We start from the raw sequence: 20,134 nt of genomic DNA on the forward strand, positions 1-20,134 counted from the left end.
AGGCCGGCCGTGCTGTGTGGGCCGGGTCAGGGGAACCGTCTCCGGCCCACACAGAGGTGACAAGGGTGAGGCACACACAGCACGAGGCCGGCCCGTCCCCGGAGGCCCGGTTGAGGCTCACCGACCCCGACGGCATGGAGCCCACCCGCTTGGCCACCCACACCACCGGTCGGCCGGTCGCCGAACGCGAACTCCGCCACCGCCCGCGGGCCCGCGCCGTGCGGACATCACGCATTCGCCAAAACAGCAAATAAACTCGCCGCGGATCACTGGCCGTGTTTGCCTCAGCGACATGACCAACCGCAGCACCCGCCTGCCGGCCCCCCTGGTGACCACCGCATGGCTCGCCCAGCGCCTCGATGACCCCGACCTGCTCGCGGTCGACGCCTCGATCCTGCCCGAACAGGCACTCCAGGTCCTGACCAAGACCATTCCCGGCAGCGTCGACGTACCCTGTTCGGCCGTGTCCGCGTCGGGTCCGGCGATGCTGTGGGACCCCTCCCCGCGGGCTACGACCAAGTGAAGGTCTACGACGGCTCCATGACCGAGTGGCTGTCCGACCCCCAGGCCCCGGTCGGGCACCGCGTCGTCGCCGGCTGAGACGTCGGAGAACAACGCCCGGCCCGGCACCCCCGTAGAAGAAAAGCCCTGACGACCTGGTGGATGGCCGCTGCCGCGGCGACGCGAGTAGTAGCGAACCAGGACGCCGACAGTGCTGTGAGTGGAGGAGTGAAAGGTGTCAGCCTTGGACGGACAGCTGGTCGATCGAGCCGCGATAAACGATCGCATCGTTTCGCTGGCATACGCGCAAGACGACCGAAGGTGGGATCTGCTCCACCGGATCTTCACCTCCAGGCTGACCCTCGACCTGTCCAGCCACCTCGGAGGCCCGCCACAGGAGGTGTCCGTCGAAGAGCTGGCCGAAGGGATGAGGCGCGCGCTGGCAGGGTTCGATGTGACCAACCACGCCACGTCGAACATTCAGATCGAAATCGACGGCACCCGAGCACGATGCCGGACATATGTGCACGCGTACCACTACCTGGACGACGCGCCGAGCGCGGTGAAGTTCTGTTCCATGCGTGGCGAGTGGATTCAGAACCTGGAGCGAATCGACGATCAATGGCGCATCAGGACATGGGCCGTCAGGCGCAATGGACCGGTCGACGGCGACGAGCGTCTCTACCGGATCGCCGCCTCCCGGGTTCCTGCCTGACAGCGCGGACGAGCGGTCGGAGGCCGGAGACGGCCGGACGGATCAGGCGTGGTGAGAGCGAGGGCCGCCACGGACAGGAGTCCGCGAGCGGCCTCGCCGGGCAGGGTGTTCAGCGGTCCCGCTGTCGAACGAACTGATTCCATGCCACAGTTGTCATCAGCTGACGCGGCCGATGGGGGAAGGCGCCGGGCCCTCGGGGAGATGACATGGGTTCAGAAGCACTCTCGTCCGGTGGATGCCGAGTACGTGATCTGGTCCGCGAGGTGATCGCCGACCTGGCACCGGACGAACTGCCCCTCCTGGACGGGCTGTTCAACCTCGACGACGCCACAGCCATCCGGCGTCTGACCGGTCGCGGACAGCGGCGGGAGCCACTGGGATTCGGCATGGGCGAGATCGCGGTGCTGATCACACCGGTGGTCTGGCTGACGCTGGACCAGGCGGCCAGACGCATCGCGGACGCCGCCCTGGACAGTGCGTCGAGGGAATCGACCGCTCTGCTGCGCCGGCTGTTCCGGCGACGCCAGGCGCCCGTCACGATGCCACCGCTGACCCGCGAACAGCTCGTCGAGGTACGGCGGCTGGTGCTGGAGACCGCCGAACGGCGCGGCCTCCCCGCCGAGCGCGCTTCGGAGGTCGCGGACGGGGTCGTGGCCGGGCTGGCGCTGGCCGAGCCGGATACCTCCGACGACGGCGGGCCGGACACCCCCGCCGTATCCGGCACTCCCCAAGAGAACTAGGCCGGCCCCACTATGGGCACGCCCGCCCCTCGGCCCCCGATCGACGAACGGGCGATGGGCGCCGGTACGACCGTGCGTTTCGCGATGCTGCTGGTCCTGCTGCTGGCCGCCAGCGGAGCCATGATGCTGCCCGTCGTCCTCGCTCTGCACCGCAGGGACCAAGTGGGCTGCCAACTCGCGGCGGGGATCGACCCGGACCGGGCCGGGACCCTTGCCTCAGCGGTCAACGCCCTCAGCCAGGCCGTCCCTTACGAGGCGTGCATGGCCAAGTACGCACCACCGCCCGCGCAGTGGCAGATCTACGGCTGGCCGGTCCTCCTGTCCGTCGCGGCCGCCCTGCTGTTTCTCCTTCTGCCTGCCTGGAAAGCCCGGCGAAGGCGGGCCGTTCCGCTCGAATCAGTGGACGAGGACGGAGCGATTCGCCTCCTGCTGGCGGACCTGGCGCAGACCGCCGGCCTGTCCCGGCTGCCGCGGATGGTCGTCGACCGGGCCGCGGTCTCCACCGGCGCCGTGGTCTTCGGCCGCAATCGCCGGCCGACCGTGTGCCTGTACGGCGGCCTGCTCGCCTGCCGGCACAGTGACCCCCAGCGTTTCCGGGCGGTGCTGCTGCACGAGTTCGCCCACATCGCCAACCGGGACGTCACCGTCACCTATAGCACCGTCGCCCTGTGGCGGGTGTTCCTCGCCCTGGTACTCGTGCCCTATCTGATCTGGGAGAGCACTCAGGTCTACGGCATCTTCACGTGGTGGAGTTGGTCCACCGACGCACCGGTGCTCACCCGGGGACTGCTGTTCCCCGGCCTCCTGGTCGCGCTGGTCTACCTCGCGCGGTCGGACGTGCTGCGCAGCCGGGAGGTCTACGCCGACCTGGCAGCGGTGCGCTGGGGTGCGAACCCCCACGGATGGGACGTCACCACTCGGACCCCGGCAGGCGGCAGGTTCCGGCGCGCGCTCGGCTCGCTGCGGGAGCTTTGGGGCACGCATCCGCGCTGGGAGGAGCGCCGTGACGCCTTGGTGGATCCGGCGCCGCTGTTCGGGGCCCGTGCCCTGCCGATGTTCCTGACCGGAGCAGCGGCGGCGACGATCAGCGTTCACCTGCTGACCTATCTGTCGACGTACAGCCTCTACAGCCTGTGGCGGGTCCAACTGGTGTCGCTGGCCCCCGCCGCGCTGGTCGCCGGGGTGATCGGGACGGCGCTCTGGCGGACGGTGGCGTACGCGGTCCTGACGGGGAGGCCGGTGCCCTCGGGGGTGCGCACGGGACTGTGGCTGGGCGCCGGGCTCGGCACCGGGGGGCTGTTCACCGGATACGGCATGGGCGGCTCCGAATGGCTTCCGCAGCGGCCCGCGGTGCTGATCCTGGTCGTGGTCGCCGGGGTCGCGTTCGCCTGGTGGGTCACCCAGTGCGCCCACCTGTGGGCCAGTACCTGGCGCGGGCGCTCGCTTCGTCCGCCGCTGCTGATCGGTCTGGTGTCCGCCACGCTGGTGCTGTCCGCGTGGTTCGCCTGGTGGACCATGGACGGGTGGTCATGGGCGGCCGGGGCGTCCTACAGCGGCAGTGCTACGCGTCAGAGCGTCCTTCAGGTGTTCCCCGGCTCCGGCGAGGCGCGCCCCGCCGGGATCTCCACCGATGCCGACGGGGCGCGTTCGGCCGTGGTCTCGGCCGTCGCCGCCGTATTGCCGGTGGTGAACGGATTCGTCGCCTCACCGCTGATTCCCGCCGCGATGGCGGCGCTGTGGGTGGTACCGCTGGCGGCCTGGGCGATCGGCCGGGTCACGGGCACTCCGCGCTGGGTGACCGGCACCCTGCCCGGCGGTGGCGACCGGTGGACTCCGGCCGGGGAGCCGGTGCCGCCGCTGCACCGGGCTCTGCGGCCGGGGCTGCTGGGCGGGGCGGTGTGCTGGCTCGCCCTCGCGGGTGTGCAGGCCTACCTGCACACCTCACAGCCCGGTCCACAGCAGCGCGGTGGTGTGTACGAGGTCCGCTATCTGGTGTGGATGTTCGTGGCCCTGGTGGGGTCGACGGCGGTGGCGGCGGTCGTCGCGGGGGTGCGGACCGGCCGAGGGCGCCGGCTGGTCGGCACACTGATCGCGGCGGAGTCGGCGGCTCTGCTGGGACTCGCGGGGATGGTCGTGCTCGTCTCCTCGGACGGCTGCGTCCGGCCGCTGAACACCCTGGAGAGCAGTTGTTCCTGGCACCCTGCCTGGCAGTTGCTGCAGTGGACGCTGCCGCGTCTGATCAACAGCACCCTCGTACTCGCCGCGGTCGTCGCTCTCCTGGTGGCGGCGGCCGGATCGCTCGGCCGACGCGTATGGCCGGGGCGGACGCGACCGACGGGCATGGTGGGTGTGGAACCGCCCCGGCCCGGTGGGCGAACGGTCGGTGCCCGGGGCTTCCGCGTGCGCCTGGCGGTGGGCGTGTTGTCCGCGGCGGCGCTGGGGATCGGCGTGGTGGAGCCGGTCTACCTGGCGAGGTTCCACACCATGGTCCCCGACGCCGCCACCAGCCAGTGGCTGACCCGACAGTGGTCGGACGTACCCGCCGTGCCGGTGTCCGCCGACACCAGGGCACAGCAGGTCCACGCCTGGCACCGCCTCGGCGGCCGCTACCTGCTGGAGCATGCCGCGGCCGACTTCGAGCACATCGGCGCTGTGCTGCGCTCGGCCGTGGACACCAAGAACACCAATCTGACCTATCTGGCCCGGGTCCGGCCCACTTGCGCCGACTTCGGCAGAATCGCCGGCTGGGTGAACGGCGCCTATTTCCGGGTACCCGACCCCGAGGCCCAGTCGTCCTGGCACGCTCTCGGTACTCAGGCGCAGAAGGGCAGCCAGGACTGCGAACGCGCCCTGGAGCGGCAGGACAACGATCTCTTCGTCACCGCGATAGGTGACCTGATCGCCGCCGGAAACAGCGCCGCGGCGGTCACGAACAGGGTCAAAACGGTGCTGCGCGAGGCGGGTTACGGCGGCTATTGAGGCCGCGGTGTCTTCGTACCATGCCCCGGAACCGTGCTCGGCGGGGGCCGGAACGACGAACCGACGCCGGGGGCTACACCGCCACAGGTTCCTGCTCCGGTTTGACCTCGGCCTTGGCCTTCGCGGGGCTCACCGCCGGGGCGGTCTCCACGGTCTCCCCTGCCCCGTCAGGCTCCTCGGCACCACTCGTGCCGCCCTCTACGAGGCTGAGGAAGCCGCGGATCGACTCGATCGACAGCCCGAGCTCCTCGGAAGCGCCCTGCTCGCTCCCGAAGACCTCGACCGCTTCCGCCACGGCCTCGGCCAGCTCCGCTTCGGCCTTCCGCAGCTTGGCCTCGGCCTTGTCGATGGTGTCGACGACCGCCAGCTGGCGCCGCTGCTTCTCCTGGAGTCTCTGCTTGCGGGACGGACTCTTCTCGGGGGTCTGCGAAGTCATAACCAAGATCATAAACCGACCGTCGGCCCTGCCGGAAATCCTCAACTTACGTTCGACGAAAGGGTGTTCTCACCGATACGGCGAGCCGGCGCGGCTCGCGGCCGACGCGCGGCGCTCCGTATCCGCGGCCCTGCCCCTGCCCCTGCCCCTGTCCCTCGCCCTGCCCCTCGCCCTGGCTTGCCGGAGTCGCTCCGCCGGATCTTCTCCGACCTGGCGGAGGTCGAACTGCGCCGTATGCACGACGAGTCGCCCGAGTCCCCCTCCTTCGGCGAGTCCTTCCTCTGGACAGCCCTGTTCCGCCGCATCGCCCGGCCGTAGCCGACGTGGTGCGGACTTCCCTGAGCCGGAGCCGGAGCCGGAACCACGGCTCGCTGGTGGCACCGGCACTTCCTACTGGTCGCGCCGGTGCACGCTGGTGACGGCGAGTACGGCCGCGGCGAGTACCCATACCGCGTAGACGGTCCACGCTCCGGAGGCCGTCCACGGGAAGGCGGTCTGCGGGTGGTTGACCTCCGAGAGCCGTATCCACGCCTGGAAGGGCATGGCGTGATCGGCCACCGCCGACCAGTGGCGGCCGTCGGTGAGGGCCAGGGGCAGCAGGACAAGCACCGCGACGGTGGCGGTCATCGTGCCCGCTGTCTGCCGGATGACGGCGCCGAGCGCCAGACCGGCGAGCGCGCACACCGGCGAGAGGAGGGCGGACGCGACGACGAGGGTCAGGGCGCCCGGGTCACCGATCGAGGCACCCACCCCCCGGCCGTCGAGAATCGCCTGGGTCAGAACGAACGAGGCTCCCGCGACGAAGAAGCCGAAGGCGGTCGTGACCACCGCGACGACGACCGCCTTGGCCGCCATCACCGAACGGCGGGCGGGAACGGCCGCGAAGGTCGTACGGATCGTGCCCGTGCTGTACTCGCCGATGACGGCGAGCGCGCCGATCGCGCCGAGGGCGAGCACCATCACCATGGCGGCGTTCACGGTGAAGGCGTGCTGGAGCGCGACCCCCTCCCGGATGAAGGCGGCCCGGTCCGCCGCGGCGCGCGTGCCCCAGTAGTTGTACGTGTCATAGGCGGTTCCCGCGTTGAAGGCGATGACGGCCAGGGCGGTCGCCCCGTACGCGACGAAGGTCGAGCGCAGCGACCGGAGTTTGATCCACTCGGCCACGACCAGATCATGGAAGCGCGCGCGGGGTTCGGCGGCACCGGGCGCGCCGACAGGCGCGTACGACGCCGAAGCGGACACAGAAGCGGGCACCGAGTCGGACATGGGCGTGGGCGTGGAACTGGTCGCGCTCATCGGGATTCTCCTGCGAGGTACTGGACACTGTCGGCCGTGAGCTCCATGAACGCCTCTTCCAGGGAGGCGGACCCGGTGTGGAGGTGGTGCAGCGGGATGCGGTGCTCCAGGGCGATCCCACCGATACGGACCGCTTCCATACCGGTGACGGTGAGCAACTCGCCTTCCGCGTGTACGGTCGCGCCCCGCGCCGTCAGCAGGTCGCTCAGGACGGAGGCGGCGGCTGTGCCCACCGTGACGCTCCGCCGGGTTCCGCGGGCCGAGAACTCGGTAAGGCTCTCCGCGGCGATCAGTTCGCCCCGGCCGATGACGATCAGCTGGTCGGCGGTGTGCTCCATCTCGGACATCAGATGGCTGGAGACGAAGACGGTGCGGCCCTCGGCCGCGAGCCGCCCAAACAGGTCACGCACCCACTTCACGCCCTCCGGGTCGAGGCCGTTGAGCGGTTCGTCGAAGAGCAGCACCGGAGGATCGCCGAGCAGAGCTCCCGCGATACCGAGCCGCTGTTTCATGCCGAGGGAGAATCCGCCGATGCGGCGCCGGGCGACCTCGACGAGGCCGACCTCCTCCAGCACCTGCTCCACCCGGCGCCGCGGGATGCGGTTGCCGCGGGCCAGGGCGGACAGCTGCGCCACCGCGCTGCGCCCGCCGTGCATATCGTGCGCGTCGAGCAGTGAGCCGACATGACGCAGACCGCGGGGGCGGTCACGGAAGGGCCGGCCGCCGACGGTGACCGTGCCACCGGTGGGCTCGTGCAGGCCGAGGATCATCCGCAGGGTGGTGCTCTTGCCGGCGCCGTTCGGTCCGAGGAAACCCGTCACCCGGCCGGGGCGCACGGTGAAGGTCAGATCGTTGACGGCTGTCGTGCGGCCGTATCGCTTCGTGAGTTCGTTGACTTCGATCACGGGAACAACGGTGCCGGTGGGCAGCCGTGTTCGTCGTCCGTCTCCCGCTGACAATCGAACGGCGTGGATGTCGACCCCGGTTGTACGACCACGGGCCGATGACCGCCCGCCCGCCCGCCGTTTACGATCACGCCATGTCCGCCTCACCGCCTCTGCCGCTGCTCAAGCGCATACCGCCGGGCCTGTGGACGGCGCTGGTGTGGTTCGCGGCGGCCGTGCAGCCCATCGTCGAGTACGTCGTGCTGCCGTCCGGGCCCGGGTACTCGCTCAGCTATCCCCGGGACGGACTGCACTCGTTCGCGGCCCGGACGCTGCTTGTCCTCACCTTCGCGCTCGTCCTGGCCGGCAGCGCCCTGCTACGACGCAGGGCGTCGGTGGCGTACGGACTGGTCCTCCTCGGGACGGTCCTCTCCACGGCGGCGTGGCGTCAGGACGAGATCCCGCCGCTGCAGTTCCTGGGAGCGGATGCCGTCCTCGGCTACGTCGCGGCCACCCGGCCCCGGAGCACCTCGCTCCTCGCCGCCGCCGGGGCGATCGCCGTGCCGGCCGGTTACCTCGTCCTGCGGACGCTCACGGGCGGCGATTCCGGCACCTCCTCCGAGCCGTACGTGGCCCTGACCGTGATCATCGCCTGGCTTGCCGGCCATTCGGTGTTCCAGGCCCGCGCCCACACGGAAGAGCTGCACGCCCGCGCCGCCGCCCAGGCCGTCACCGCCGAACGGCTGCGCATCGCACGGGAGATGCACGACACGGTCGCCCACAGCATCGGCATCATCGCCCTCCAGGCGGGCGCCGCCGCCCGGGTCGTCGACACCCAGCCGGCCAGGGCCCGCGAGGCGATGCTCACCGTGGAGAAGGCCGGGCGCGAGACGCTGTCCGGACTCCGGCGGATGCTCGGCGCGCTGCGCCAGGCCGACCAGGAACAGGGGCGTGAGGCCCGAGACCAGGAACGTACCCGCCAAGACCCGGGACGCGCGCAAGCGCCTCCGCACCCGGCCGCCGGACTGGCGGACATGGCACGCCTCGCCGGCACGACCACGGCCGCCGGTGTCCGCGTGGACCTGCGATGGCGGGGCAGGGGCCACCCGCTGCCGGCGGACATCGACCTCGCGGCGTTCCGGATCGTCCAGGAGTCGGTGACCAATGTCGTACGGCACTCGGGGGCCACGTCCTGCCGGGTGCGCCTCGATCATCTCGACGACGCGCTCGCCATCGAGGTCTCGGACCGTGGCAGGGGCGGCGACGCCGGTACGGACACCGGGTACGGCCTCGTCGGCATGCGCGAGCGGGTCGCTCTGCTGCACGGCGACTTCACCGCCGGGCCGCGGCAGGGCGGCGGGTTCCTGGTCGCGGCCCGGCTGCCGGTACCGCGATCCGCGTGGGCCGAAACGGAGCCGAGGGCCGAGGCCGTATGACCATCCGCGTCCTGCTCGCCGACGACCAGCCCCTGGTCCGCGCCGCCCTCCAGATGGTCATCACCGACACCGTGGACATCGAGGTCGTGGGTGAGGCGTCGAACGGCGCCGAAGCCGTCGCCCTGACCGGGGAACTCGCCCCCGGGATCGTCGTGATGGACATCCGGATGCCCGGCATGGACGGCATCGAGGCCACCCGGCTGATCACCGCGGGCACCGGCTCCGCACACGTCATCATCCTGACGACCTTCGACGACGACGATGAGGTCTACGGGGCGCTTCGCGCCGGCGCGTCCGGATTCCTCGTCAAGGACATGGCCCTGGACGAGATCCTCGCCGCGATACGTACCGTCGCCGCCGGAGACGCCCTGATCGCACCGAGCGTCACCCGCCGCCTCATCAAGGAGTTCGTCGGCCGCCCGGCGGCCACGTCACCGCGAAGGGCGGAACTCGGCGGCATCACCGACAGGGAACGCGAAGTACTGACACTGGTCGGCGGCGGCCTGTCGAACACCGAGATCGCCGAACGGCTCTGCATCAGCGTCGCCACCGCCAAGACGTATCTCACCCGCCTGCTCGCCAAGCTCGACGCCCGCGACCGGGTGCAGCTCGTGATCCTGGCCTACGAGACGGGCCTCGTGACACCGTCGTCCTGAGCGGACAGATGCGAACGTCCCCGCCAGGCCAGGCGGAACGGGCAGCGACGGGCAGGAAACGGGCAGGAATCGGCGTCCGGTTGCCCGCGGGCCCCGACCGGAAAACGACGGCCTTGCAATGCCACTCGACTCGCCGTGTGTATGGCAAAGATCCCAACAAATTCAGATCAACGAACAGCGGCCATTTCGGGCAGCCCCGGGCCGCCTCTCCGCGAACCCTCACCGGAGCATGGCCTGTTCGGAGATGTGGCACCCAAGCGGAACGTCCGATTCGGTCATCGGCGGCGCCCGGCCCGTCCTTCGGCGTTTTTCGATCGTCAGTAAGAGGAAGTTCTCAGCAACTTGGCGTGCACTCACCTCGCGTTGGCGTGATGTCTGGCATGGAACGTCGAGAACGAGCCAAGTTTCATAGCTGATGCATCCGACCTGTCGGTCCGCGCCCTCTTACCTACGAGTAGGGAGCGACCATCGCTAGGTACGCAGAGTTGGCCTCGGGGGAGGCACTCCACACACCCGCTCCCCCGGTCGCATCAGAAAGGCAATGGGCGACAATTGCAGATCAATCTTCTGGGACCGATGGAAGTAATCGATGACGGGGTTCAGGTCCGGATACCGGGAGAGAAGTTACGCTCTATCCTAGCGGCGCTGTCATTGTCGGTGGGGCGCTCCGTTTCGCGGAGCGAGCTCATTGACGAGCTATGGGGCGAAGAGCCACCGAACAGCGCGGAGAATTCACTGCACGGCCATATCGCCCGGCTGCGCCGGGTACTGGTCGCACACGGCGGGAAGGCAGCTCTGCGCAATGTTATCCAGACCTCACCGACCGGATACGTCCTGGAACTGACCGAGGAGGATGTCGATGCTTCCCGGCTCCTCCATCTGGTGGCCCGCGCCGAAGCGGCGAGCGCGCACAACAATCCCAAAGGCGCCGTCGACCTGCTGACCGAGGCGGTATCGTTATGGCGAGGCCCGGCATTGATCGACGCCGGGAACGGAATGATCTGTCAAGTGGCGTACACCCAGCTGGAAGAGGTCAGACTGGGAGCGTACGAAAGGCTTTTCGACATCCGGCTCCGGCTGGACCAGCCCCGGGCCGTCATCCCCGGGCTGGAGCAGCTGCACGCCAGGTACCCGCTGCACGAGCGGTTCTGCGAACAGCTCATCACCGCCCTCTACCTGTCCGGACGGCAGGCCGACGCACTCAACACCTACCACCGCACCCGCGAGTACCTGTCGCAGCATCTGGGACTTCAGCCCGGACACGGACTGAGAGACAGGTTCCAGGACATCCTCCGGCAATCTCCCCACCTGTCCATATCGGGGGCCGGCGAAGAGGTCATACGGATTTCGTGACCCGAAGGATCTGCCAGATGGCACCCAGCCTGGCCCGCCCGTGGAAGGCCAGATACTCGGGAAGCACCAGCTGGGGGCCCCACTTCTCCTTGTAGGCGAGCTGGCTGGCCGCGGGATAGACCTTGTCTCCGTGGTCGGCCAGCAGCCGCATAATCCTGCGGGTGGCCCCGCTGGCTTCGGGCGGATCGTGCTCGGCGGACAGCCCGGTGAACGGTGTGAAGCCGAAGTGCAGCCATTCCGCGCCCTCCTGACGGAACGTCTCCAGCGCGGTGAGGTTGATCGCCTCCATCACACCGGGAGGCGCGTCGGGGAGCCGACGGCTCAGGTCGTGCAACCACCCGGGACGCGATCCGTACGCGGGTGAGTACGAGATGTAGGCGATGGGCACTCCGTCGAGCCGGCCGAGCATCAGCCGCCGCGCGTGCTGTACGGGCCCGCCCAACTCGCCGACCAGGAACTCGATCTCCTTGACATGACGGCCCTTGCTCCGCAGCCAGGCGCCGTCGATGCCGGCTATTTCCGCCGCGCACTCCTCGTGGGAGACCTCCGTCACCTCCAGGCCGCTGCGCCGGGCCCGCGAGATCTTGTTGCGGAGTTTCATGAACCGCGTTCCGCGCAGGGCGAAGTCGGGCAGGTGCACCGAGTAGGACGAGCCGACCTGATTGACCGTGAAACCGCACCGGGCGTACAGCTCGACGTCCGACGCGAGGACCTGTATGGCGACGACCTTGCGACGCCGCCGGCGCGCGTGCGCGAGGAAGGCCCGCAGCAGCGCCTCCTGCTGTTCCGGCGGAGCGTTGACGCCGCCGAACTGGATCAGATATGAGCCCGCCTCGCGATAGGCGACGACTCCGTCCGCCGACGGGTCGGTGAAGTACGCGTTACCGGAGTTAAGCGCGAGGAAGGCGCTGGGGTTATCGCCATCTTTACGGAGCATTTCCAGCACTCCGAGCACTTCTTCGTCGGATACCTCTCCGCTGCGCGTCGTCATCTCACTCCCGTTGCCTGATGCGTCGAGTTACCGGGCCGGGTGCCCGGGGACATGCTCCTCAGACTCTCTTCCATTTCCCTGAAACGGCCGTCTCAGCGCCGTCTCAGCGCCGTCTCCGTGGATTTTCAGGGGCGCATGTGAAGGTCATAACCACCACTTGGAACTGCGAACATTCCCGTCAGCTGATGGGAAATGGAGAGCGGAGGGGCTGCGTGAGCAGCGATATCGCGACGCCTTCGGCGTCAGGAAAAGAAGATTCCGGAGCGTCTCGGCCGGAAGTCCCCACCTACCTTTCCCTCATCGATGGAAAGGCCGTTCCGAGCGGGACCTGGGTGTACGTGGTCGACTCGGACGCCCTGCTGGACGATGCCTTTTCCACGCTCACCATGAAGCGGAAGCTGGAGAGCGGCCGCATTCCCGCCGAGAACCTGCCGGCCACCATTGTCGGCCGGGTGGCGCGGGCCGACCGCCAGACCACGGATCTGGCGATCGAAGCCGCGGCAGCGGCAGCGACGCCCTGGGCGGCGTTCCCCCCGGAGACCCGGATCGAGCAGTTCGGCACCCTGCTCTACCGCAGGCTCGCCGAGCAGGCCGAGCGGATCACCGAAGTACTCGTCCAGGAGGGGCACCCGCTGGCGCTGGCCCGCTGGCAGGTGTCCGGGGCCCTGGAGGTGTTCGGGCCCGAGTCGCTCGGCTTCTACCGGAGCCAGATGCTCCAGGAGTACCAGCACGGGGAGCGGCGGATCTCGGTGCGCCGCCGCCCCGACGGTGTGGTCTGCCTCAACCCCCCGCAGAACGCCCCGCTCTCCAGCGCGCTGCTCGGCGTGACCGCGATCATGGCCGGCAACTCCTTGGTCGTACGGGCGCCGCGCAGCGCCCCGCTGGGCGTCATGTACGTACTGCAGGAGGTGGTGGCGCCGGTGCTGGCGGAGCTGGGTGCTCCCTCCGGCACCCTCGGCGTGGTGTGCGGCGACCCGGCTCCGATGCTGGACGCCTGGCTGGAGAGCCCGCTCGTCGACGACATCATGTACTTCGGCAGCAGCGAGAACGGGATGCGCTTCCAGGAGCGCTGCATCGCGGCGGGCAAGAAGCCGATCCTCGAACTGGCCGGCAACGACGTGGTGCTGGTGTGGAAGGACGCCGACCTGGACCTGGCGGCCGAGGCCATCACGGAGAGCTTCTACGGCTCCGGCCAGCTGTGCATGATCCCCAACCAGGTGGTGGTCCACCCGGACGTCTCCGACGAACTGGTCGCCCTGCTCGCCGAGAAGGCCGCGCGGATCAGGCCCGGCCGGTCGTCGGAGGAGGGCGTTCTGCTCACTCCGGTGCTGCGCAACGAGAAGTTCTTCTCGTGCCTGCGTGACGCCCTCGATCGGGGTGCGGAGCTGGTGTGCGGCGGACACGCGATCCAGGAGGACGGAACCCGTGACACAGCCGGGATCTTCCTTGAGCCCACGGTGGTGATGGTTCGAGGTCTGGAGGAGGCCCGGGAGGTCCAGGCGGTCCGCGAGGAGACGTTCTTCCCGCTGCTGCCGGTGATCGTGGCCGAGCCCGCCCCCGACGATGTCCTGCTGGAGCGGTTCGTCGACTTCGTCAACAGCAACGCCTATGGGCTGCGGAACTCGGCGTGGGCACGGGATCCCGAGGTGGTCGACCGGATCGTGACCCGGATCACCCAGGGCGGGCTGCTCAAGGTGAACGACTCCCACATCGGGTTCCTGCCCTATCTGCCGACCCACGGCGGGACCGGGCTCACCGGGGGCGTGTTCGGCGAGGCCAACTACCCGATCCTGCGCACCTCTCACATCCAGGGCGTGAGCGTCTCCACCGGCGCGCGCCCCTCCGAAGCGGTGTTCGGCGCCTGGAAGGCCCTCAAGGCCGCCTCCGACCGCTGACCGCGTCCCGTACCAGGCCCGACGGGGCGTACGGGACCTCCCGCACGCCCCGAAGCCCGAAGCCTCGAAGCCATCACGACAGAACGACAGAACAGAGGGGGATCCATGCGCTCGTTGGAAGCCGCACGCGAGACGTGCGAATCATTCCTGCCCGGCCTGCTCGATCTGCTCTCCGGCACTCCGCTGGAGGAGCTGGAAGCACCGAAGAACCCCGCACTCGACCACTTCCGCGCGGCCGGCGGCCCCGGTCTCGTGATCCCCAAGACCTACGGCGGGGCGGGAGCCGATCCGCTCCAGGCCCTCGCCGTGGTACGGGCCCTGGCCTCCCGGGCGCCGTCCCTGGCGATCGCCACCACGATGCACCACTTCTCGGTGGCGACCCTGTTCACCCTGGCCGACTCCATCCAGAGCAGCGGCATGGAGTGGGCGCTGCTCGAAGGGATCGCGGAGCAGCGACTGCTGGTCGCCTCGGGCTTCGCGGAAGGCCGGCCGGGACGGGGCATCCTCTCGCCGATGATGTCGGCGTCGAAGGCGGACGGCGGCTATGTGATCAACGGCTCCAAGAAGCCGTGCAGCCTGTCGCACTCGATGGACCTGCTCACCGCCAGCGTGGCGCTGCCGACCGACAGCGGCGAGCCGAGGATGGCGGTGCTGCTGATTCCCCGGGAGACCGAGGGCGTCAGCGTCCATCCGTTCTGGGGAAGCCGGACTCTCGCGGGCGCGGAGAGCGACGAGGTGCGGCTCACGGACGTCTTCGTCGACGAGCAGCTGCTGATGCGCACCGAGCCGGAGGGCGACGCCGGGAACCTGGACGACCTCCAGACCGTCGGCCTGATCTGGTTCGAACTGCTCATCTCCGCCTGCTATCTCGGCATCGTCAGCGGACTGGTCGAGCGGGTCGTCGACGGCGGCCGGGGCAGTGACTCCGACCGCGCCCGGGTGCTCACCCGGCTGGAGACGGCCGCCCTGCTGCTGGAGGGCACCGCCCGGATGATCAAGGACGGCGAAACCGGCAACGCGGCGCTGGCCCGCACGCTCGTCGCCCGGTACGCCGCCCAGGACGCGCTGGGCGACGCGCTGAACCAGGCCGTCGAACTGCTCGGCGGCACGGCCTTCATGTCCTCTTCCGACGTGGCCTACCTGGCCGGCGCCGCGCACGGTCTGTCGTTCCACCCGCCGTCGCGGTCGAGCTTCACCGGTCCGTATCTCGACCACGTCGCAGGCCACCCGCTGCGCCTGACCTGATGAGAGGGACATCCATGTCATCGACGACACCGACATCCGTTCTTCCGCCGACCGTGCCCCCGGCCGTCCCCGCCACCACGCCCGCCACCCTCGGGCGTGAGGAGCTGGGCAAGCTGTACCGGGCCCGCCTGAGCAAGGGCCGGGCGACCCTCGGGGAACTGTTCGGCGGGCACATCGAGGTGGCCTCGGAAGGCGCCTGGGTCACCACCTCGACGGGCGAGCGCTTCCTGAACTGCGGTGGATACGGCGTCTTCCTGATGGGCGCCCGGCATCCCACCGTCATCCGGCATGTCGCCGAGCAGCTGGCCACCCACCCGGTCGCCACCCGCCTCTTCCTCGAACCGCAGGTCGCCCTGGCCGCCGACGCCCTGGTGTCGGTGGCGCCGCGCGGACTGGAGCGGGTGCACTTCGCCGGCTCGGGGGCGGAGGCCGCGGAGACGGCCATCAAGCTGGCCCGCACCCGTGGCCACCACCGGCTGGTCGCCATGGAGAACGGCTATCACGGCAAGACCATGGGCGCGCTCAGCCTCACCGGCAAGAGCGTCTTCCAGGACCCGTTCCGGCCGCTGCTCCCCCAGACCAGCCATGTCCCGTACGGTGACGCCGCCGCCCTCGAACCCCTGCTGGCGGCGGCCCCCGGCGAAGTGTGTGTGTTCGTCGAGCCGGTGCAGGGCGAGGCCGGAGTGGTGATCCCGCCGGCGGGCTATCTGCGCGCGGTGCGGGAACTGTGCGACCGGTACGGGGCCTTCCTCGTCCTGGACGAGATCCAGACCGGTCTGGGCCGGCTCGGTTCCTGGTGGGGCGCCGACCGGGAGGACATCAGCCCCGATGTACTGCTCGTCGGCAAGGGGCTCAGCGGCGGCGTCGTACCGGTGTCGGCCGTGGTCGCCACCCGGGAGGCGTTCAGGGCCTTCGACCGGGACCCGTATCTGCACACGTCCACGTTCTCCGGGGCGCCGCTGGCGATGGCCGCCGTACGCGGGGCGCTCACGGCGATGCACGAGGACGACCTCGTGACCCGCTCCCGCGAGCTCGGCGCCGAGATCCTCCCGGAACTGGACCGTATCGTCCGGTCGCACTACGGCGACGCCGTGCGCGAGGTACGGGGCCAAGGGCTGCTGCTGGGGATCGAGTTCGCCGAGCCGGGACCGGCGGGCGATCTGCTGATCGAGCTGATCATGAACGGCGTCATCGCCAATCACTCCCTCAACTCGCATCTCGTCCTGCGCTTCACCCCGCCGGCGGTACTGACCAGAAGCGACCTGGACTTCTTCTACGAGGCGGTCGACCGCGCGTGCCGCGCGCAGGGCGCCCGGTACGCACCCACAGCAGAAGGTGACAAAATCCATGCGTAGCGTGCAAGTGAAGGTCAGCGTTCATGACGTCGACGCGGCGGTGGCGTTCGATCGCGTCAGCGCGTTCAACCGGTACTCCGAATTCACCGATGTCATCCGCTCAGTGACGTCCCGTCAGGAGTCCGGCGAGCAGGAGGTCAGCGACTGGGAGGTCTACTTCCGCAACGGCATCCTGTGCTGGACCGAGTCCGACCGCTTCGACCGGGACGGCCTGACCATCACCTTCGAGCAGATCGACGGTGACTTCGCCGAGTTCACCGGTGTCTGGCGGCTCGTCGCGGACGGCAAGGACTGCGTGGTCGACTTCAGCGCCGAGTTCGACTTCGGTATCCCCAGCCTCGCGGGCATTCTGGACCCGGTCGCCGAACGGGTCTTCAAGGAGACCATCGCCCGTGTCGTCATCAGCCTCTTCGACGGCAACGCCTCGGTGATCGGCGACGAGGCGGTCGCCCGCGCCGTCGCCGAGGTGACGGACGCGCCCGTCACCGCCGCGTCGGGATCGCGCTGATGGACGGCAAGAACCTCTTCGAGACGCCTACCACCTACCGGCTGATCCGGCTGGAGTACGGGCTCGGCCTGGTGATCGCCGCGGCCTTCTTCTTCACCCATCTCGACGAGGTCAGATGGCTCCCGGCGATCGGTCTGTTCGTCTATATCGACCTCATCGGATACATCCCGGGGGCGATCGCCTACCACCGCAGCGCGTCCAAGCGGATACACCGGGCGTACTACGTGCTCTACAACGTGATGCACAGCCTGGTCACCCAGACGCTCGTGGTGCTCGCGTGGATCTGGCTGTGGGGCCCCGAGTGGGCGCTGCTGGTCATCCCCATCCATCTGTTCGGCGACCGCGCGCTGTTCGGCAATTTCCTCAAGCCCTTCGCGCTGGACTTCGAACCGGTGGCCCATCCCGCCTACTCCCGCTTCACCGACCAGTTCGACGCCGCGCCGGCCGCGCACCCCGGACCGGCCGACGGTGCCGCCGGTGTGGCCACCGCCGCCCGGCAGCCGCAAAGCAGCTGACACACCCGCCGGCCCCGGCTGCCGGCACACCTACGAACGCCTACGCTCCCGAAGGGAAACCCTCATGGAAGACGTCTACCCGCGCCTGCTGGAACTGCTCACCAGCACCTTCGGCCTGGACCCCGAGAGCATCGCACCGACCAGCACGCTCAGCGCCCTCGAACTCGACTCCCTCGCTCTCGTGGAGCTCTCCGTCGCCGCCCAGGAGGAGTTCGACGTACCTCTTGAGGACAGCGAGCTGGGCCCCGAGTCGACCGTCGGTCAGGCCGCCGAGATGATCTCCGGCAAGTTGGCCACCGTCTGATGGCCCGTCCACCGACGACCGTCCCGGCACAGGCCCCGTTCGACGCCGCGATCACCGGAGTCGGCATGGTCACCGCCGCCGGGGTCGGGGTGGAGCGGAGCTGGGAGCGGATCCGTGCCGGGGCCGGTACGGCGGCGACCGAGGTACCGGCGCTCGCCGGCATACCCGCCGACTTCGCGTGCGCCGTCACCGATTTCGACCCCAGCGGGCTCATCGAACGCAAGCAGATGTGGCGGCTGGACCGCAGCAGCCAGCTCGCGCTGGTCGCCGCGCACGAGGCGGTCACCGACTCCGGCCTCGACCGGGACTCCTGGGACGCCACCAGGGTCGGTGTCGTCCTCGGCAACGGCATCGGCGGCGCCGCCACCTGGGAGAAACAGCACAAGGTGCTGCTGGAACGCGGACCGCGCAAGGTCTCCCCGCTGCTCGTCCCCATGCTGTCGCCCAACATGTGCGCCGGATACGTGTCGATGATGTTCGGCGCCCGGGGACCCAGCCTGGTGACGGCGACGGCCTGCGCCTCCGGGACCACGGCGGTGGGCACGGCACGCGAACTGCTGCGCAGCGGAGCCTGCGACGTGGTGATCACCGGGGGCACCGAAGCGCCCCTGGTCCCCTCTCTCATCACGGGTTTCGGCCAGATGCGGGCCCTGGCCGGCCGCCGTGACGAGCTGTCCGCCACCTCCCGTCCCTTCGACGCCGACCGGGACGGCTTCGTGCCGGCCGAGGGCGCGGCCGTACTCGTCCTGGAACGCGCCGAGGACGCCAGGGCGCGTGGAGCGACGATCCGGGCCATGGTGAGCGGGTACGGCGCCTCCGCCGACGCGTTCCACGCGACCGCTCCCGACCCGGAGGGCGGGGGCGCGGAGCTCGCCGTGCGCGCCGCGCTGCGCGACGCCGGGGTCGGCCCCGGCGAGGTGGACCACGTCAACGCGCACGGCACGGCGACGGTACTCAACGACGCCACCGAGGCCCGCATGATCCGCCGGGTGCTCGGGGAGCGGCCCGCCGTCACCTCCGTCAAGGGAGTGGTGGGCCACTCCCTCGCCGCCGCCGGGGCCATCGAGGCGGTGGTGACGGCGCTGACCCTCGAAGCGGGTCACATCCCGCCGACCGCCAATCTGGAGAGCCTGGACCCGGAACTCGAACTGGACATGGTGTTCAAGGCCGGGCGCGACCTGCGCGCCGAGGTGGCCGTCAGCAACTCCTTCGGATTCGGCGGTCAGAATGCGGTACTGCTGTTCACCAGGGCCTGACCGGTCCCTGGTCGTCCCCGGCCGCGGGCACGGCGGTGGCCGTCCGGCCGCCGAGGGCACGCACCACGGCGGCGGCGGCGACCGCGTGGCCGAGGCTGTTCGGCCGCGCCCGGTCGCGGCTCCACACGGCCGCCACTTCGGTGTCGGAGTAAAGGGACGCCAAGTCGACGTAGAGCGTGCCATGGCGCAGGGCGACGGCCCTGGCCTGTTCGGACACCCGTTTCTGCTGTTCGGCCACCTGTTCCCGGCGGCCGGCCGGCAGTCCGGACCAGCCGGCCAACTGATAGGAGCCGAGCAGCGCGACGTCGTACCCGGCGTCACGCAGCGGCGCGACGATCCGTACCAGCTCCGCCGTCAGTCCGTACATGTCGAGCGCCTCGTCCGGTGTGTACGCGGTGCCGCAGCAGACCAGCGCGAGGTCTCCCCGGAAAGCGAGAGCGGCCGGGAGCTGACCGGAACGCACCTGCGCGGCGCGCAGCTCCCGCCGGCCGAGGAGGTTGAGGTACGCGAACCCCTCGGCGGCGTCGCCCAGGGCGGTCGCGACCCTGTCGTACCAGGGCCTCGGCCCGTACCCCTCGACCTGTTCCACGGCCCGCTCCACCGCGATGTCGCCCAGCACCACCAGGCGGCGCCATGGGGCCCCGGCGAGGAGCTTTCCGGCCTCGCCGGGCCGCAGGCACCGCGGGTCGGCACCCTCCTGGACAAGGGACATTCGCTGTTCGGTCGTGTCGTTCACGGTGTTCCCTTCCTTCTGAACCCTTCCTTGCTGCCCGCTTCGATTCCGGTCCACTCCCCCGATTTGCCCCCGTCCGGACCACGACGAGCGGTCTCAGGAAGATCTCAGCGTGATCTCAGGAAGCTGCGGCAGCATCAGTGGCGCAGCAGGAGCAGCGGCCAGTCCGCCTCCGAGGCTGGGAGAGGTACCCGAAGTGGTCCAACGGGGTTCCGGGGCAACCCGGATCGGGTCGCCGGACAGGCATTGGCCCGCGCAGGTTCGAATCCTGCCCTCTCCGCCGACCATCCGATGCCGTGCCGCGACGCCGTTCCCGTGGGTTCGGGGACCGCGCCC

Annotated in this window: 19 protein-coding genes, 1 tRNA gene and 1 pseudogene; 16 read left to right on the top strand and 5 right to left on the bottom strand. The window is 69.9% G+C overall.

The features are described 5' to 3' along the window. Positions 1–292 precede the first annotated feature (292 nt). The 4 genes from ACIRQP_RS32580 (at position 293) to ACIRQP_RS32595 (ending at position 4,935) form a co-directional block, all read left to right on the top strand. Positions 293–523 (top strand): hypothetical protein, encoded by a 231-nt coding sequence (locus tag ACIRQP_RS32580; protein WP_403896516.1) that lies wholly within the window; start codon positions 293–295, stop codon positions 521–523. Between the two features lie 222 nt (positions 524–745). Further along, positions 746–1,216, top strand: coding sequence for a nuclear transport factor 2 family protein (locus ACIRQP_RS32585; RefSeq protein WP_403896518.1), 471 nt, complete (start codon positions 746–748; stop codon positions 1,214–1,216). A 206-nt stretch (positions 1,217–1,422) separates the two neighbouring features. Continuing rightward, positions 1,423–1,956: a hypothetical protein gene (locus ACIRQP_RS32590; protein ID WP_403896521.1), complete on the top strand. Its 534-nt coding sequence runs from the start codon at positions 1,423–1,425 to the stop codon at positions 1,954–1,956. Positions 1,957–2,010: 54 nt separating this feature from the next. After that, entirely contained in the window at positions 2,011–4,935 is a 2,925-nt protein-coding gene (locus tag ACIRQP_RS32595) for a M56 family metallopeptidase (protein WP_403896524.1), read from the top strand. Positions 4,936–5,008: 73 nt separating this feature from the next. On the opposite strand, the gene ACIRQP_RS32600 is transcribed toward ACIRQP_RS32595, so the two are convergent. Further along, on the bottom strand, positions 5,009–5,371 hold the full coding sequence (locus ACIRQP_RS32600) for a hypothetical protein (RefSeq protein WP_403896527.1): 363 nt from the start codon (positions 5,369–5,371) through the stop codon (positions 5,009–5,011). Between the two features lie 180 nt (positions 5,372–5,551). Between ACIRQP_RS32600 and ACIRQP_RS32605 the strand changes: the two are divergent. Beyond that, positions 5,552–5,689: pseudogene (locus tag ACIRQP_RS32605) on the top strand (SAM-dependent methyltransferase); the annotation flags it as partial. A gap of 72 nt (positions 5,690–5,761) precedes the next feature. Here ACIRQP_RS32605 and ACIRQP_RS32610 read toward each other — a convergent pair. Both ACIRQP_RS32610 and ACIRQP_RS32615 read right to left on the bottom strand, forming a co-directional pair. Then, positions 5,762–6,667: an ABC transporter permease gene (locus ACIRQP_RS32610; protein ID WP_403896529.1), complete on the bottom strand. Its 906-nt coding sequence runs from the start codon at positions 6,665–6,667 to the stop codon at positions 5,762–5,764. After that, positions 6,664–7,572 carry an ABC transporter ATP-binding protein gene (locus ACIRQP_RS32615; RefSeq protein ID WP_403896532.1) on the bottom strand — a complete coding sequence of 303 codons (909 nt, stop codon included), beginning with the start codon at positions 7,570–7,572 and terminating at the stop codon, positions 6,664–6,666. The genes ACIRQP_RS32610 and ACIRQP_RS32615 overlap by 4 nt, the downstream gene beginning before the upstream one ends. 134 nt (positions 7,573–7,706) lie before the next feature. On the opposite strand from ACIRQP_RS32615, the gene ACIRQP_RS32620 reads away from it, so the two are divergent. From ACIRQP_RS32620 to ACIRQP_RS32630, 3 genes are all read left to right on the top strand, one after another. Further along, complete coding sequence (locus ACIRQP_RS32620) at positions 7,707–8,987, top strand: sensor histidine kinase (RefSeq protein ID WP_403896534.1); 1,281 nt, start codon at positions 7,707–7,709, stop codon at positions 8,985–8,987. Further along, positions 8,984–9,643: a response regulator gene (locus ACIRQP_RS32625; RefSeq protein WP_403896537.1), complete on the top strand. Its 660-nt coding sequence runs from the start codon at positions 8,984–8,986 to the stop codon at positions 9,641–9,643. The genes ACIRQP_RS32620 and ACIRQP_RS32625 overlap by 4 nt, the downstream gene beginning before the upstream one ends. A gap of 552 nt (positions 9,644–10,195) precedes the next feature. Beyond that, a complete protein-coding gene (locus ACIRQP_RS32630; RefSeq protein ID WP_403896539.1) occupies positions 10,196–10,996 on the top strand; it encodes a BTAD domain-containing putative transcriptional regulator in 801 nt (266 codons plus the stop codon). Here the strand turns inward: ACIRQP_RS32630 and ACIRQP_RS32635 are convergent. Beyond that, positions 10,980–11,987, bottom strand: a complete 1,008-nt coding sequence (locus ACIRQP_RS32635) for a bifunctional lysylphosphatidylglycerol flippase/synthetase MprF (RefSeq protein WP_403896542.1) — start codon at positions 11,985–11,987, stop codon at positions 10,980–10,982. The genes ACIRQP_RS32630 and ACIRQP_RS32635 overlap by 17 nt on opposite strands. A gap of 185 nt (positions 11,988–12,172) precedes the next feature. Here ACIRQP_RS32635 and ACIRQP_RS32640 point away from each other — a divergent pair, with 185 nt between their 5' ends. The 7 genes from ACIRQP_RS32640 (at position 12,173) to ACIRQP_RS32670 (ending at position 19,065) form a co-directional block, all read left to right on the top strand. Then, a complete protein-coding gene (locus ACIRQP_RS32640) occupies positions 12,173–13,882 on the top strand; it encodes an aldehyde dehydrogenase family protein (RefSeq protein ID WP_403896545.1) in 1,710 nt (569 codons plus the stop codon). A gap of 105 nt (positions 13,883–13,987) precedes the next feature. Then, a complete protein-coding gene (locus ACIRQP_RS32645; protein WP_403896548.1) occupies positions 13,988–15,127 on the top strand; it encodes an acyl-CoA dehydrogenase family protein in 1,140 nt (379 codons plus the stop codon). A 14-nt stretch (positions 15,128–15,141) separates the two neighbouring features. Next, positions 15,142–16,482 carry an aspartate aminotransferase family protein gene (locus tag ACIRQP_RS32650; RefSeq protein ID WP_403896551.1) on the top strand — a complete coding sequence of 447 codons (1,341 nt, stop codon included), beginning with the start codon at positions 15,142–15,144 and terminating at the stop codon, positions 16,480–16,482. Then, positions 16,475–16,990, top strand: a complete 516-nt coding sequence (locus ACIRQP_RS32655; protein ID WP_403896554.1) for a type II toxin-antitoxin system RatA family toxin — start codon at positions 16,475–16,477, stop codon at positions 16,988–16,990. The genes ACIRQP_RS32650 and ACIRQP_RS32655 overlap by 8 nt, the downstream gene beginning before the upstream one ends. Then, a complete protein-coding gene (locus tag ACIRQP_RS32660; protein WP_403896557.1) occupies positions 16,990–17,505 on the top strand; it encodes a hypothetical protein in 516 nt (171 codons plus the stop codon). Before ACIRQP_RS32655 ends, ACIRQP_RS32660 begins: the two co-directional genes overlap by 1 nt. Positions 17,506–17,569: 64 nt before the next feature. After that, positions 17,570–17,809 carry an acyl carrier protein gene (locus ACIRQP_RS32665; RefSeq protein ID WP_403896560.1) on the top strand — a complete coding sequence of 80 codons (240 nt, stop codon included), beginning with the start codon at positions 17,570–17,572 and terminating at the stop codon, positions 17,807–17,809. Then, positions 17,809–19,065: a beta-ketoacyl-[acyl-carrier-protein] synthase family protein gene (locus ACIRQP_RS32670; protein WP_403896563.1), complete on the top strand. Its 1,257-nt coding sequence runs from the start codon at positions 17,809–17,811 to the stop codon at positions 19,063–19,065. Before ACIRQP_RS32665 ends, ACIRQP_RS32670 begins: the two co-directional genes overlap by 1 nt. Here ACIRQP_RS32670 and ACIRQP_RS32675 read toward each other — a convergent pair. Beyond that, entirely contained in the window at positions 19,052–19,801 is a 750-nt protein-coding gene (locus ACIRQP_RS32675; RefSeq protein WP_403896565.1) for a GDSL-type esterase/lipase family protein, read from the bottom strand. The genes ACIRQP_RS32670 and ACIRQP_RS32675 overlap by 14 nt on opposite strands. Before the next feature lie 178 nt (positions 19,802–19,979). Between ACIRQP_RS32675 and ACIRQP_RS32680 the strand changes: the two genes are divergently transcribed. Then, positions 19,980–20,078, top strand: a tRNA-OTHER gene (locus tag ACIRQP_RS32680). Positions 20,079–20,134: the final 56 nt, after the last annotated feature.

The organism is Streptomyces sp. NPDC102274 (assembly GCF_044766385.1).
GTDB lineage: Bacteria > Actinomycetota > Actinomycetes > Streptomycetales > Streptomycetaceae > Streptomyces.